Below are 15,931 nucleotides of genomic sequence, written 5' to 3'. Positions count from 1 at the left end.
AAAAAATAATATAAAATTATTGTAACCCTATAAGATAATTATTACAATATAGTTATTTAATAAATAACATGTCAATAATATAGATGATAAGGTAACTTGAGGTATTTTTATGTATAAATTAGATGAGTTTCAAATAAAAGCTGCAACTTCAGATGAACGAAATTTACTTGTAGTTGCGGCTCCAGGGTCAGGAAAAACCACTGTAATAGTAAATAGAGTAAGATATTTAATTGAAGAAAAAGGTATAAGTGCAGGGAATATTATTGTGATTACTTTCACAAAATCCGCTGCCGTAAATATGAAAGAAAGATATCTTAAAGAGAGTATAGATAAGAAAGCTCCCTTCTTTGGAACATTTCATGGATTGTTTTATAAACTATTAATAAGACACTTAGGAAAGATAGATATTATTTCATCAACAGATACTTATAGAATTATAGAAAAAAACTTAAAGATATACATAGATGATGTATCAGAGGACAAGGTGAAGGAAGTTTTAAATGCGATATCCCTGCATAAAACTTCTTTAGGAGAGGTAGCTATAGATGATTCCATTATAGCAAGTTGTTTTGAGCAATATGAGTTATATAAAAAGGAGAAAGACTTATTAGACTTTGATGACTTACAGATAAATATGTATAAGATTTTGTCTGAGGACCAGAGTGTATTAGATAAATATACTAAGATGTTTAGATGTATTTTAGTCGATGAATTTCAGGATTGTGATAGTTTGCAGCTTAAAATATTGAAACTTTTAAATAAAAACAATAGTGTATTTTGTGTAGGTGATGAAGATCAGTGTATATATTCTTTTAGGGGATCTAGGCCAGAATGTATGGTTAATTTTCATGAAGAGTTTAATGGAAGTAAGGTATATCTTTCTTACAATTATAGAAGTTCAAAGAATATCGTTGATATTTCTAAAAAACTTATTGAAAACAATAAAAATAGAAATTTTAAAGAAATAATAAATTATAGAAAAAGTGATGGAGAAATTAGATTAATTAATCCATATAGTGAAAAGTTTCAAGGAGAAGATATTGTTAATCGTATAGAAGAAAAATATACACAGGGAATTCCTTTATCAACAAATGTTGTGATTTATAGAACAAATGTTGAAGCGAGAAGTATAAGTGATGAATTAATTAAAAGAAAAATTCCATTTAGATTTTTAGATAAGGAGTATAATTTTTTTGAGCATTTTATATGTAAAGATATAATTGCGTATATGAAGTTAGCAGTAGATCCCTATGATTTTAATAGTTTTAAAAAAATAATAAATAAACCTTTTAGATATATAAGCAAGCAAAATATAGATATAGTGGGAAATGATATAATTAAGGATAATGTATTTAGTAAACTTATCAATAAAGGAGATTTAAAAAGCTTTCAATTAAATAAAATAGATAGATTAAAAAGTGATATAGCATACCTAAACAAGGTCTCTATAATGACCGCCTTAGATTATGTGCTAAATGATTTAGAGTATAGGGAATATATAAGAGAGTATTCAGAAAAGTTTAAAATCTCCTCAGATGATATAGAAATTATAATACAAGAGTTAAGAACTATACTTACAGAATTTAAAACAATAAGTCTATTTTTAGCTCATGTAGAGCTAGTAAAAGAAGAGCTTAGTTCCTTAAAGAGGACAACAAAAGAAGATGGGGTACTATTAAGTACTATTCATGGTGTTAAAGGGCTAGAGTTTGAAAGTGTGTATATTTTAAATTGCTGTGAAGAAATAATACCTCATGGAAATTCCAAAAATATTGAGGAAGAAAGAAGACTTTTTTATGTAGGAATAACAAGAGCTATAAATAATTTATATATTTATTCTCCTAAAACAATTAGGGGGAAATTTGTTAATAGCTCAGTATTTTTAAAAGAGTTAGACTATAAAGAAGAAATCAGGGATTATGGTTATAAAAATGGGGATAAAATAAGGCACAAAGCTTATGGCAGTGGAATAATTAAGAACATAAGTGGAGATACTATAGATATAGTTTTCGAAAATGGAGTCGAAAGAAAGTTCTCATTGATAGTCTTGGTGAAAAATGGTATTATAGGTTAGAATATGGATTGCTTGGGGGTATATAAAAAAGGAGTGATTGTATGGTCTCATTTAAAAAAATGTGGGAAGATGTTAACTCATTAGTAATTGCAGGAAAATTTAATGATTTAGAAAACATTAAAAGTTATGAAGAAGGCTTCATTGTAAATAATGAAGGAGAAACTATGTTTTTGGATTCCCAAGACTTTATTGACTTTTGGTGTAAAATGCTTCTGTATAAAGAGATAGATATGTCTTCAAAACTTAATAACCAAAATGATAATTTTAATCTGATATACATGTTAATAAGACAGTTACCATATATAGAAGAAAATCAAGGAAAGTTAACCTTAATGTCTTCTTTTGTTGAAAAGCATTAACGTATATAATATAATTTTATTATGCTCATATTCATATGAATATGAGCTTTTATTATAAGGAGTAGATGCAGATATGGATATTAATGATTTTAATGGTGATGATTTAATTTTCGCATTAGATATAGGAACAAGAAGTGTTATAGGAACAGTTGGTGTAATTAAGGAAAATAAATTTTATGTTATAGCAGAAGAGTACATAGAACATGATGAAAGAGCCATGATAGATGGACAAATACATGATATAACTTTAGTAGCTTCTAAAGTTATGCACATAAAAAGCAAACTTGAAAAATCTTTAGAAAAAGAGTTAAAGGAAGTTTTTATAGCAGCGGCTGGAAGATTTCTTAGAACCTTAGAGGTAAGTGTAGATCAAGAATTAGATTCTAGTGAAGAAATCACTAAGGATGTAATAAGAGGTTTGGAACTTCTTGGAGTAAGTAAGGCTCAAGAAGAGATTCAGAGAGAAAAACAAGGCAAGTTATATGCAGTTGGATACAGTATTAAAAACTATTATTTAAATGGATATAGTATATCCAATCTATTAGGACATAAAGGGGAACAAATAAAAGCAGAAGTAATAGCAACATTTTTACCGAAGTCAGTAATTGAATCCCTTTATGGAGTTATGAATAGAGTTGGATTAAAAATAATAAATATGACGTTAGAACCTATAGCAGCTATGGAGGCTGTAATACCTTCAAACTTAAGACTATTAAACTTAGCATTAGTAGATATAGGAGCTGGAACGTCAGATATAGCAATATCTTCAAATGAAACTATAGCTGCTTATGGAATGGTTCCGTTAGCTGGGGACGAAGTCACAGAAGCTATCGTACAAGCTCTTTTGGTAGATTTTAATATGGCAGAAAAAATTAAAAGAGAGATTTCTACAAAGGATAAAGTTGAATATTTAGATATCATAGGTCTTGAAAATACTGTATCTAAAGATGAAGTTTTAAATATAATAAAACCAGTTGTAGAAAAAATATCAGAAGAAGTTTCAAGTAGAATTACTTCATTAAATGGCGGTAAGTCTCCATCTGCGGTATTTTTAGTAGGTGGAGGGGCTCACACTCCAATGATGAAGGAATTATTAGCTAAGAAATTAAATCTTCAAGAGCAAAGAGTTGCTATAAGAGGAAGAGAAGCAGTCACTCAATGTGTTGTATTAGATAACAACATGGGGAGTGTAGGTGTAACTGTATTAGGAATAGCATTGGTAGGGGTTAAAAGTGCAGGACGAGATTATATAGATGTGGTACTTAACGATAAAGTTATAAGTTTATTTAATTCTCACAGCCACAAGGTTATGGATGTATTGATTCAAGCTGGGATTAGCCCTAAGGTTCTTATGGCCAGAAACGGGAAAAGTTTAAGATATACTTTAAATGGGGTTAAAAGAGTAGCTTTTGGAGAATTAGGTGATAAAGCCAAAGTATACATAAATGGAAAAGAAGAGACATTAGACAGTAAAGTTAAAAATGGAGATAATATAGAGCTTATATATGCAAAAGAAGGTAAAAATGCATCAATTAAATGTATCAATTTAATTGAAGAAATCAATACCTTAAGTTTTAAAATAGACGATGAAAATAATAATTTAGAACCTATATTTATTAAAAATGGAGAAACTGTTTCTCCAACTGAATATGTGAAAGAGGAAGATGAAGTACAAGTAATTATTCCTAAGACCATAGGTGATATTAAAAAATATTTATTTGATAAAGAAATTAAATTATATAAAGAGAATATAGAACTAGGAAATGAGTACATAATAAAAGAGGGAGATAATTTAACAACAAAAGTTAAAAATGTTGAAGAAAGTGTTAATACAAGCGGAGAAGTTTTAAAAGTTAATATTAACGGAAAAGAAGTAGTTTTATCTGGAAGAAAAAGCTATGTGTTTGTGGATGTTTTTAACTATATTGAGTTTGATCTTTCTCATGCAAAAGGAACTATAAACTTAAAGTTAAATGGCAAAGCAGCTGCTTATACTGATATATTAAAAGATGGGGATAATATAGAAGTATTTTGGAGTTAGTAGAAGGGGGCAAGTTATGATAGATTTTCTAGAAGAAGCAAAGGCAATAAAAAAAGAGCTTGTGGCATGGAGAAGAGATTTTCACGAAAATCCAGAACTAGGATTTGAGGAATGGAGAACCTCTGGAGTAATTAAAGAGTTCCTTAAAAGTGAAGGAATTCCATATACAGAAGTTGCTAAAACTGGTATATGTGCAGTTATAAAAGGAGGACAAGAAGGTAAGACTATAGCATTAAGGGCAGATATAGATGGGTTACCCATTCAGGACAAAAAAAATTGTAGTTATAAATCAAAGGTTGAGGGGAAAATGCATGCATGTGGACATGATGCTCATACAACCATATTATTAGGTGCAGCTAAGCTTTTAAATAAAAATAAATCAGAATTAAAAGGGAATGTTAAGCTTTTATTTGAACCAGCAGAAGAGACTGTTGGCGGTTCGAGATTTATGATAGGTGAAGGTGTCCTAGAAAACCCTAAAGTAGATGGAATAATTGGACTTCATGTAAATGAGGCTTTAAGTGCTGGTGAAATTAAAATAAAAAAAGGTGTTGTTAATGCTGCATCTAATCCATTTAAGATAAAGGTTAAAGGGAAAGGTGGGCATGGAGCAGAACCGCATAATGCTGTAGATCCGATAGTAATGGCATCACATCTTGTTCTTGCACTTCAACCTTTAGTAAGTAGAGAAATTTCACCTGTTAATCCAGCAGTTATAACTGTAGGTAGTATAAATGGTGGATACGCAGAAAATGTAATTCCTGACGAAGTTACATTAAAGGGAATAATAAGAACCATGACAACAGAAGATAGAGAATACGCTAAAAAGAGATTAGAAGAGATAACTAAAAGTATAACAACAGCTTTTAGAGGAGATTATGAAATAGAAATACAAGAAAGTTATCCTTGCCTTTATAATAATGATGATATGGTAGACTTAGTTTCAGAAGCCGCAGTTAAAATTATAGGTAAAGAAAATGTTAAAGAGCAGACTGCTCCATTTATGGGAGTTGAGAGTTTTGCATATTTTGCTATGGAGAGAAATGCTGCCTTTTACTTTTTAGGAATAGGTAATAAAGAAAGAAATATAGTTAGTCCTATACATAATGCTCTATTCGATATAGATGAAGATTCTTTACCAGTAGGAGTAGCTATTCAATGTCAAAGCGCATTTGATTATTTGACAAGAAAGTAATTTAATATTAATCTATTTAGATGGAGAAATATACATTTGGAGTTGATTGTGTGAAAATAGAAATAGGAACAAATGAAGCAGGGCAGAGATTAGATAAATTTTTAAGAAAATTACTAAAAGATGTGCCATTAAGCGTTATATTTAAAGCACTTAGAAAAGGTGACGTTAAAGTTAATGGGAAAAAGCAAAAGGAGAAGTATTCTTTAGAGGTAGGAGACTTAGTTGAAGTAAAATACATAACTACTGAAACGAAGAAAAAAGAACCTAACTTTCAAAAAGTTGATGCTTCAGGATTAAAAATTACATATGAAGATGAAAATCTTTTACTTGTTGAGAAATGGCCAGGAGTATTAGTACATTCTGATAAAAAAGATGGTCCTCCAACTTTAACAGATTATGTATTAAGCTATCTTAATGATAAAGGGGATTATCTTCCAGAAAAAGAGGTTACTTTTACACCAGCTTCTTGTAATAGATTAGATAGAAATACATCTGGAATGGTGTTTTTCGGTAAAAACTTCGAGGCTTTAAAAAGTTTAAATGAACTTATAAGAGACAGGGAAGTTAAAAAATATTATACAGCCTTAGTAAAAGGTCGTATAAAAGATAGAGTCTATGAAGGGTACATATTAAAGAATCAAGAAAATAATGTATCTAAAGTATATAATGATAGAGTTCCAAACTCTAAAAAAATTGCTATGGAAGTTAAAACTATACAAAGTAATGGAGCTTTTTCATTAATTGAGATAGAGCTTATAACAGGAAGAAGTCATCAATTAAGAGCTCATTTAGCAGAACTTGGCAATCCTATAATAGGAGATGCAAAGTATGGGGAGAAAAAGCTAAATTCATTTTTTAATAATAAATTCGCACTAGATTATCAATATTTATACGCATATAAAGTTATATTTAAAAATGTACCAGAGAAATTTAGCTATCTTAAAAATAAAACCATAGCAGAAGGACTTCCGCCAATGTTTAAGAAGATAAAGACGGATGTGTTTAAATTTTAGTATAAGATAGGGGTTTTCTTATGAAAGAACAATCAACAACTAAAGGCTTTGCCATATTATCTATAGCAGGGCTTTTAGTTAAGATTTTATCTATATTATATGTTCCTTTTTTAATTGGAATTATAGATGATGCTGCATATGGTGTATATAGTAAAACTTACGAGGTTTTTGTTTTTATATATGCTGTATCTAATACTGGGATGCAGGTTGCCGTATGTAAGATAGTGGCAGAACTTAGAGCGTTAGGAAGAGAACGAGATGCAATAAGGGCTTTTAAGCTATCTAGAAAAATGCTTTTAATAATAGGAAGTATATTTACTATTATATTATTTGTTTTTGCAAGACCTATAGCTGAATTAAGCAAAAGCCCAGGGGTAACTTATGGACTTATGGTTTTATCACCTACAATAGTTATAACATCTGTTCTTGTAAGTTATAGAGGATATTTTAATGGAAGAAATAGTATGGATTCCCTTGCTATATCTCAGGTATTAGAGCAAATTATAAATGTAATTGTAAGTTTAATTTTTGCATCTATACTAATAAAGAGTTCTCCAGAGCTTGGAAGCGCAGGAGCAACAGTAGGTACATCAGTAGGAGCATTAATAGCTTGCGTATATCTAGTAATAGTATTCAAAAGAAAAAGATTTATAGATGAAGCTTCAAAACAGCCTTATACTGGAAGACGTATATCTGATAAAAAAATAATAAAAAGAATACTTAGATATGGTTTGCCTATAACTTTAAGTGCTGGGTTAGCCAATTTTGGCTCAATGATAGACATGTTTAATGTAAGTTCTAGATTGGGAGTTCTTGGATATACAGATGAATATCAAAATGTTCTATATGGGCTATTGAGCAGATATAAGACTTTAGTAAATGTTCCACTTATTTTTATTATCTCTTTAGGGGCAGCATTACTTCCTGCTATATCTAGGTCTGTAGTTTTAAAAGATAAGAAGGAGCTTAAGAGAAAAGTAAGTTTTGCATTTAGAATGACCTATGGTATAACAATCCCTGCGGCTTTTGGCTTAGCAGTTCTTTATAATGAGATATATAAATCTTTTTATAATAATTTAACAGGTAGTATGCTTATGCTGTATGGTTCAGGAGTAGTTGTTTTAATGGCTTTAAATCAGATACAATCTACTATGCTTCAAGGAGTTAATAAATTTAGTTTCTTAATATTAAGTTTTGGGACAGGAATAATAGCTAAAATAATAGTTAACTATGTGTTAGTTGGAATTCCAAGCATAAATATTTATGGAGCAATAGTTGGAGGATTTGCATGTTACTTATTCCCGGTTATTCTAAATCAAATGAAGTTACAAAAGACTATTAAAGTCAAAATACCACTTATAAGAACAGCAATTAAACCAACAGTTTCAGCTATAGGAATGTCAATAAGTATTATGATAACAAGATTATTACTTACTGCAATATTGCCAAGCTGGTTTATGGAGCGAAGAATATTTATGATTATTTTAACCTTCACTTATATAATGGTTGGTGTAGTTACCTATGCATATATGATGATATTTACAAAAGGCATAAGAAGAAAAGAAATAGAAGATATGTCACCAAGAATATATGGTAAAATACCTTCTTTCATGAGAAAACATTTAAAATAGGAAAGACTATAGTATTAGCTTTAAAAAGTTAGCACTATAGTCTTTTTTGTTACTATAGGAAAGCCACACAAAAGGGGTGCTGGTTATTGTTTAATCTTCTCCAAGTCGCCTGCTTGCAAATAGTAAAAATATAAATAAAGCACCTATGAGAGACATTACTATCAAGTTTTTAATAAGTATTGTATCTGTTGCAAAAAAATTAAGTAATAAACCGATGCTTAGGTATGCTAGAATTCCTATAAATATATAAATTAGTATGTTTATATAAGAAAATTCTAAGCTAATAACCTTATTTACTTCTCTTAAATTTATTGTCAATCCTATTGCAGAAGTTATAACAGCTGTAATAGCTATTCCATAAATATTTATAGAAGGTATAGAGGTTAAAATAAATAAAGAGCTTATTTCAACTATTTCAATTATTAAAGAATTTCTAACTATTATACCTTGTTTACCTAAACCATTTAATATCCCAAACATACTTATGGCTGGGAATAAAATTGGGCTAGCAAATGACGCAGCTTTAATATAAGAACCAAGATCATTTCTAGTAAAAAACATATACCCAAGAGAGTCTGGAATAAGCTGACAGAGTATAAAAGTACATAATCCTAAAAGAAAAGCAATTTTAATTACTTGCTTTATTCTATTAGAAGCATTGAAATAGTCTTTACTTCCCATGGTTTGTGATAAATCAGGAATTAAAAGTGAATTAATAGATGAAATAACTATTATGGGAAAAGTAACAATAACAAATGCCATTCCATTAAATTTACCTATCATAGCTAATGCTTCAGAATAAGTAAGTCCAGAAGCCATAAGTCTCCGAGGTACTATCAATGTAGCTGTTGTGCTAAATATTGAAGTCAGAAAACTATTTAAAGCTAAGGGAAGCGATATTACTAAAACATCAAATAATAATTGAGGTCTTCTTTCTGTTTTTGTATATACCTTAGGTACATTACGTATGGTGTGTTTATAATAAATAAAAAGAAGTATAAGGCTTTGTAATTCACCAATACATAAAGAAAAATATGCAACAGTAACTAGTGCAGAAAGACTTTTAGCCTTTAGGAAATATATTAATGAAGCCAAGATAAATATTCTTAAAGCTTTTTCTAAAATATCAATAAAAGATGGTATAGAAATTTTTGAAACTCCAAAGAAATATCCTTTAAGTATGTTTGAAACTGCAATGAAAAACATCGCAGGACAAGTAACTCTTATAGCATTTATAGTTCTTGAATCATTTACCCCATAGGCACCTATATACGGAGCAAAGAAAAACACCACAATACTAATTATCGCAGCCCATATTAAATTAAAAAAAGCCACTGTTCTTAAAGTTTTAATTAAATTGCCATAATCATTTTTGCTACTATAAAGTGCAGATATTTTTGAAATAGCAGCTATAATACCGGCAGTCATTAGACCTATAAAAAGATTATATATAGGCATAACAAGACCATATAAACCAACACCTTCTGGTCCTAAAACTTTTGACAAATATATTGAAAAAATAAAACCTAAAACTCCAGTTGCAATATTGGAGGAGGTTAGTATGAATGAATTTTTGTAAAATGAGTTGCTTTTCAAAAAGTATCCCTCCTTTGAACATTAATAATTACTATTCTGAATTATTGTTAAATATAACCATGATGAAAGCTTTTGTAATTATTATTACTTTACCTAAATATAAATAAATAGAGGTTGTATTAGGGGGAGTGAGTGTGAAGAAGTTTTTAGGTTTTGTGGCATTATCATGTGTTATTACAATAGGAGCGTTTATAGCATATAATTTATCTAAAGATAAAGTTAAGTTAGATGTAATTAAGGGATATGAATATGATATTAAAGCTAAAGGCTTAAATGGAGCTAAAGATATATCCATAGATGAGGACGGTAATGTATTAGTAGCCTTCGAAAATGAAGTTAGGACTATAAGATCTGATGGCAAAGAAAATAAAATTTTACTAAATCGTAATAGAAATATACAATCTATTATGTATAATAAAGGTAATATATTTTATATATCAGGGAATTCTCTATTTCAATATAATATTAAAACGGAAGAGGATAAAGAGCTATTATCAAACTTACCTAATTCAGGAGAGTACCCAAATAGTAAACTAGCAATAAATGAAGATAAAATATATATTTCCATAGGAGCAGCAACTAATTCTGGGGTAGCTGAAGATGGGAAAACCTATGATTTATCTCCAATAAAAATAACCTTAAAAGGAAAGAATTTTGATGGAGACAAAACAGGAGCTTTCGTTGAATATGGCACTAAAACTTCAGAGGGTCAGGTTGTGAAAGCCGCTTATCCTGGTAACGCATCTATAATTACTTACAATATAAATAATAGTAAAAGTGAGCTGTTTGCATGGGGAATAAGAAATATAAAAGGCTGGGATTTTTATTCTTCAGGTGAGTTATTTGGAATAGTAGGAGGAATGGAAAACAGAGGCTTAAGACCTATAAAAAGTGACGTAGACTATATTTATAATATAAAAAAAGGATATTGGTACGGATGGCCAGACTATAGTGGTGGAGATCCAGTTAATTCTGCTAGATTTAATGAAGCTGAAAGTGAAAAAACTACATTTTTATTGGATAAACATCCTACAGTAAATCCAGAAGCACCTTTTTACCAAAGTGAGAGAATAGATAGCCTACAGGCTTTAACTATAGATAAACAGGGCGATTTTTCAAGTGAAAATGCAATACTTTTCTTTGATAAAAACGAAAAAAGGCTAGTTAGTTTAACTAAGGATAGAATTTCAAGTAGTTTGGTTAATATTAAGGGGAATGGAGAGATTATTGATATAGAAAAATTCAAGGATAGAATTTTTATGCTTGAGAAAAATGAAGGAATAATATATGAAGTTTATAAAGAAAATAAATTAATAAACACATTTTCTCAAAGACTACTGATTTCAATAATAAGCATATTACTGATTTTTATAATAACGATAATAATAAAGGTTAATTTAACTAAAGAGGTGAAATAAGATGGTAAAGAGAATAGAGAATGCATATGGGAAAATGCTTAGAGGTGTATTTTTTGCAGTAAATCCAATAAAGAAAATAGCAGTAAAAACTACATGCATAATCCATAAGTTCATAAATGTTCAGAGTATACAAATATTGCACAATCATGGGGAAGTAGAAGCTTGGAAGTTTTACAAAAAAAATATAAAAGCGTTAAATGCAGGCGTTACATGGGCAGATGGAGATTTTAAGAGTAGTAATCACTTTTTTCACTATAAAAAGGAAAAAGGATTATATGGATTTTCTAATGCTTTAGCAGAGTGTGAGAAATATTATAAATTATCTTTAGATCACTTAAAAAAAGGAGAAATGGATAAGGCATTATTCTTTTTAGGGGCAGCTTGTCATTTGGTTCAAGACTCTACTGTACCACATCATGTTAATAATAAGTTATTAAAAAAACATAGGGAATTCGAATTATGGATAATATCTAGACTCTTTAATGATTATGATTTTACAGAAGAAAAAGGGATAATAGAGTATAAAACTGTAAGGGAATATATAAAAGAAAATGCTCTTTATGCCTATGGGGTTCATGAAGAATATAATAATATTTTGGAAAAAGAAGAAAGATATTATAGTATAGCATTGAAAATATTATCTAGAGCGCAACAAAGTACAGCAGGTTTTCTTTTAGATTATTATAATAAAAACTTTTTAGAGAAAAATTCTTCCAATTAAGGAGGGATTTTTTTTTATTTATAGAATACTAAATGGTATATAATGTAAAATAGGTGGGGTTTTATGAATAAAACAATAGTTTTAAATATGAATGATGTTAATTTTGAAGGAAATATATTAGATGTTGGAGGAGAAAATTACGGAATAATATATAATATTAAAAAGTTTTTAGATGATGAAGTAGCTGTAGATTATGTGGATGATTCTAAAGCTATGGGAACTTTTGAATATGATACTTGCGTATTATTTTTTTCTTTAGGTAAAATAAATACACAAAAAGAACGAGAGAATATGTTAAATGAAATATATCCCCTTATTAAAGAAGATGGTGAAATATTTTTATGGGATATGATAAAAGATAAAAATCAAATATATAAAAATAAATTAAGAGTTATACTTCCAGGAGATAAGATTAAGGAGTTTATTTTAAGGGATATTAACTTCTTAAAGGAATGGGGAGAAGAAGACGGGAAAAAAACACTTGAAAAATACTTTGAAATACAAGAAACTAAAGTATGGGAAGATGTTTACTATATAAAGGCTAAGAAACGGAAAGGAAGTAATACAAATGAAGATACTATTGCTAGCAATAAACTCTCAATTCATCCACAGCAATCTAGCAGTGAGATACCTGAGGTCTTTTACACAGGACTTAAATTATGAGGCAGTAATAAAAGAAGTCACTATAAATGATAGAGTTGAAAATATATTAAAAGAAATAATTAAGGAAAAACCAGATGTTGTAGCTTTTTCAGCATATATATGGAATTTAGAGTATGTAGAGAGATTAACTGAACTTATAAAAAGAGTTGATGAAAATATAGAAATACTATATGGTGGGCCAGAAGTATCTTATGATAGCGAAGGTTTCTTTCAAAACAATCGAGTGGACTACATAATATCAGGAGAAGGGGAAGAAACTTATAGAGATTTTGTTTTATATAAATTAGGAGAGCTACACTTAAGTAAAATAAAAGGCTTATATTTCAAAAAAGATGGAGAAGTTTATTTTAATGGGGAAAGAAAGCTTATGAACATGAGTGACATAATATTTCCCTATTCTGATGCAGATAATCTTGAAGATAAAATGGTTTATTATGAAGCTAGTAGAGGGTGTCCATTTTCTTGTAAATATTGCTTAAGCTCTACTATTCATGGAGTAAGATTTTTAGATACTGAAAGAGTTAAAAAAGAATTGCAATTTTTTATGGATAAAAAGGTTAGGTTAGTTAAATTTGTAGATAGAACATTTAACTGCAATCATAAATTTGTTATGGAGATTTGGAGTTTTTTAATTAATTCAGATACTAAGACAAGATTTCATTTTGAGGTATCAGCAGATATATTAAAAGATGATGAGATAAAACTTTTAAACACAGCACCAAAAGGAAGATTTCAACTAGAGGTTGGAGTTCAAACCACCAATCCACAAATATTAAAAAATATAAATAGAACAATAACCTTTGAAGATATTAAGGAAAAGGTAGTTGAAATAAAAAAAGGAGATAATATTCATCAACATTTAGACCTAATAGCAGGACTATCTGGGGAAGATTATGAATCCTTTAAAAAATCCTTTAATGATGTATATAACCTTGGAGTTGAAATGGTGCAGCTAGGGTTTTTAAAACTTTTAAGAGGGTCAGATATGAGAATTGAAGCAGAAGAATGGGGTATTGAATATTCACCTTATCCTCCATATGAAGTTTTAAAGACATCATACATAAATTATTTTGAAATATTAGAACTTAAAAAAATAGATGAGATGGTTGATAAGTACAATAATTCAGGAAAGTTTTCAAATATATTAAAATATCTAATACCTAAATTCGAAACACCTTTTGACTTCTTTAAAGAGCTCGGAAACTTTTTTGAGGAAAAAGGATATTTTAATAGAAATATAGGAAGTGTAGAATATTACAAGGTATTTTTAGATTTTTATAATGAAAAAATGCAAGATAAAGAAGAAAGAATTTTAAAAGAAATAATAAAATATGATTATTTGTGTTTTAATAAAAAAAGATGGCTGCCTGATTTTCTTATAAGAGAAGTTAATAAAGATTTAGAAAAAAATATAAAGGAAGCTAAACGAAATAAAATAATTGAGTTAGATTATGATAGTTATCATATAGAAAAGTTTAGTATAGATATAATTGGTTTTGTTAATAATGATGTAATAAAAGAAGAGGATTGTTATTTAATTTTTGATGAAAGAGATTTTAATAATTTTATAGATGTTACTAAAATTATTAAAGAAAAAGATTTAATATAATAAAAAAGCTCTGTTTCTTATTTAGTAGGAATAGAGCTTTTTTTTACGAAAATTCTTAATAAGATGAATTTTCAGTAAATTATATTAAAATACTTTGAATTTTTGTATAAACTACAATTTATATCGCAATTGCTTCAATATAGTATAAAGATCAGATTTGGACAGAGGTGCTAAAAGTCATTATAATATACATAAATGTATATTATAAGCAGAGATATAAAATCAAGGAGGTCAATAATTTGGAGTTTGTAATGAATAAAATTATTAGTATTGACAAAGATGCTGAAACTTATCGCCAAGGAATAGAGAAACTATTGATAGAAAAAGAGATGGAATTAGAAAAAAATATTAATGAACTTAGGCAAGAGTGGACCATTGAAGAAAAGAAAATACGAGAGGATATAATGAATGAGAAACTTGGGGTTGCAGAGGAAAAAGCAAAGTCAATTTCTAAAGAAAAAGAAGAATCTATAGAATTAATTAAAAATAAATATGCTGAGACCTCTGATCAAATAGTAAATGAAGTTTTTCTAAAAATAATTAATTCATTATGAGGCAATGATATGGGGAATATAGTTAAATTTAGTGCTGTAAATTCAAAGATAAAGACCTTAAAAGGAAAAATGTTAAAGAAGAATCAGTATTATCAGCTGCTTAATAGCAAAGGGTTTAAAGATGTATTAACCATTTTAAAAGAAAATACTTATTATGGAGAAGTGTTGAAACAGTATGATCTCGACAAAATAAATAGAGGGGAATTAGAAATAATTTTATATAGACATTATGTATCTATACATAATAAATTTATTAGTTACTTTAGTGGAGAATATAGAAAATTCATTAAGAATCTTTTTTTGAAGTGGGAAATAGAGGACTTAAAAATAATAATTAGAGGGAAGTATATAGGTAGATCTAAGGAGGAAATAGAGAGGACTTTGATAGCTAGAAGCTCTTTAAGCACTTTAGATTACTCATATCTACTAGATTCAAAAGACTTAAATGTGCTGATTGAACGATTAAAAGAGACTATTTATTATAAAAGCATAAAAAATCTTATAAAAGATATAGATGTGAATGGATTATTTAGAATTGAAACTGAATTAGATTTTATCTATTTTTCTAATATAAGAAAAGAACTTAAACATTTGGATAAAGAAAATAGAGAAGTTATAGATGAAATAATAGGTCTAGAGGGTGATCTTTTAAATTTAAGCTGGATTTATAGAGGGAAAAAGTTCTTCAATATAAGCTCAGAAGAACTTTTTAATTATACTATTTATGATGGGTTTAAGCTTTCGAAAGAGAAGATTAAACTTTTATGTTATGCAAAAAATGGAGAGGAGTTTCATGATATTATAAAAAATACAAAATATGGGTATATTTACGAGCAAGATGAGACTAAAACTATTGAGAAAAGAGAAAGGGAGTATGAAAAAAAATATTATGGTAAGTATTTAAAAGAAAATAAGCAGAATTTTGGAATGCTTATGAGTTATTTAAACCTGTATAGGATAGAAATGAAAGATATAGTTTCAATTGTAGAACAAAAGAGATACTATGGGGATAATAATGCTATGAATTATGTTTCAGTAAGCTTGTAATTTGGAGGTG

At 28.6% G+C, this 15,931-nt stretch carries 13 protein-coding genes; 12 read left to right on the top strand and 1 reads right to left on the bottom strand.

What is annotated here, in order from left to right; translation table 11 throughout:
- Window positions 1–109: 109 nt before the first annotated feature.
- From L1S49_RS05805 to L1S49_RS05780, 6 genes are all read left to right on the top strand, one after another.
- Window positions 110–2,074: an ATP-dependent helicase gene (locus L1S49_RS05805; protein ID WP_238903025.1), complete on the top strand. Its 1,965-nt coding sequence runs from the start codon at window positions 110–112 to the stop codon at window positions 2,072–2,074.
- 41 nt (window positions 2,075–2,115) lie between these two features.
- A complete protein-coding gene (locus L1S49_RS05800; RefSeq protein ID WP_073017798.1) occupies window positions 2,116–2,433 on the top strand; it encodes a hypothetical protein in 318 nt (105 codons plus the stop codon).
- A 73-nt stretch (window positions 2,434–2,506) separates the two neighbouring features.
- Window positions 2,507–4,474 (top strand): cell division FtsA domain-containing protein, encoded by a 1,968-nt coding sequence (locus L1S49_RS05795; protein ID WP_238903023.1) that lies wholly within the window; start codon window positions 2,507–2,509, stop codon window positions 4,472–4,474.
- 16 nt (window positions 4,475–4,490) lie between these two features.
- Window positions 4,491–5,669: a M20 family metallopeptidase gene (locus tag L1S49_RS05790; protein WP_238903021.1), complete on the top strand. Its 1,179-nt coding sequence runs from the start codon at window positions 4,491–4,493 to the stop codon at window positions 5,667–5,669.
- A 50-nt stretch (window positions 5,670–5,719) separates the two neighbouring features.
- Complete coding sequence (locus L1S49_RS05785; RefSeq protein ID WP_073017792.1) at window positions 5,720–6,682, top strand: RluA family pseudouridine synthase; 963 nt, start codon at window positions 5,720–5,722, stop codon at window positions 6,680–6,682.
- Between the two features lie 20 nt (window positions 6,683–6,702).
- Complete coding sequence (locus L1S49_RS05780) at window positions 6,703–8,313, top strand: polysaccharide biosynthesis protein (RefSeq protein ID WP_238903020.1); 1,611 nt, start codon at window positions 6,703–6,705, stop codon at window positions 8,311–8,313.
- Window positions 8,314–8,403: 90 nt separating this feature from the next.
- Here L1S49_RS05780 and spoVB read toward each other — a convergent pair whose 3' ends face one another.
- A complete protein-coding gene (gene spoVB / locus L1S49_RS05775) occupies window positions 8,404–9,909 on the bottom strand; it encodes a stage V sporulation protein B (RefSeq protein ID WP_238903018.1) in 1,506 nt (501 codons plus the stop codon).
- 134 nt (window positions 9,910–10,043) lie between these two features.
- On the opposite strand from spoVB, the gene L1S49_RS05770 reads away from it, so the two are divergent.
- From L1S49_RS05770 to L1S49_RS05745, 6 genes are all read left to right on the top strand, one after another.
- Entirely contained in the window at window positions 10,044–11,327 is a 1,284-nt protein-coding gene (locus tag L1S49_RS05770; protein ID WP_238903016.1) for a PQQ-dependent sugar dehydrogenase, read from the top strand.
- 1 nt (window position 11,328) lies between these two features.
- Entirely contained in the window at window positions 11,329–12,048 is a 720-nt protein-coding gene (locus L1S49_RS05765; RefSeq protein WP_073017785.1) for a zinc dependent phospholipase C family protein, read from the top strand.
- Window positions 12,049–12,111: 63 nt separating this feature from the next.
- On the top strand, window positions 12,112–12,711 hold the full coding sequence (locus tag L1S49_RS05760; RefSeq protein WP_238903014.1) for a hypothetical protein: 600 nt from the start codon (window positions 12,112–12,114) through the stop codon (window positions 12,709–12,711).
- Window positions 12,617–14,320: a B12-binding domain-containing radical SAM protein gene (locus L1S49_RS05755; RefSeq protein ID WP_238903012.1), complete on the top strand. Its 1,704-nt coding sequence runs from the start codon at window positions 12,617–12,619 to the stop codon at window positions 14,318–14,320. The genes L1S49_RS05760 and L1S49_RS05755 overlap by 95 nt, the downstream gene beginning before the upstream one ends.
- 239 nt (window positions 14,321–14,559) lie before the next feature.
- Window positions 14,560–14,874 (top strand): hypothetical protein, encoded by a 315-nt coding sequence (locus tag L1S49_RS05750; RefSeq protein WP_238903011.1) that lies wholly within the window; start codon window positions 14,560–14,562, stop codon window positions 14,872–14,874.
- 9 nt (window positions 14,875–14,883) lie between these two features.
- Window positions 14,884–15,921, top strand: a complete 1,038-nt coding sequence (locus L1S49_RS05745; protein ID WP_238903009.1) for a V-type ATPase subunit — start codon at window positions 14,884–14,886, stop codon at window positions 15,919–15,921.
- Window positions 15,922–15,931 lie beyond the last annotated feature (10 nt).

It is taken from the genome of Clostridium sp. YIM B02506 (assembly GCF_022324845.1).
GTDB lineage: Bacteria > Bacillota > Clostridia > Clostridiales > Clostridiaceae > Clostridium_T > Clostridium_T intestinale.
The sequence above is the reverse complement of the archived record's forward strand: the minus strand, read 5'-3'. Positions and strand labels throughout refer to the sequence as shown.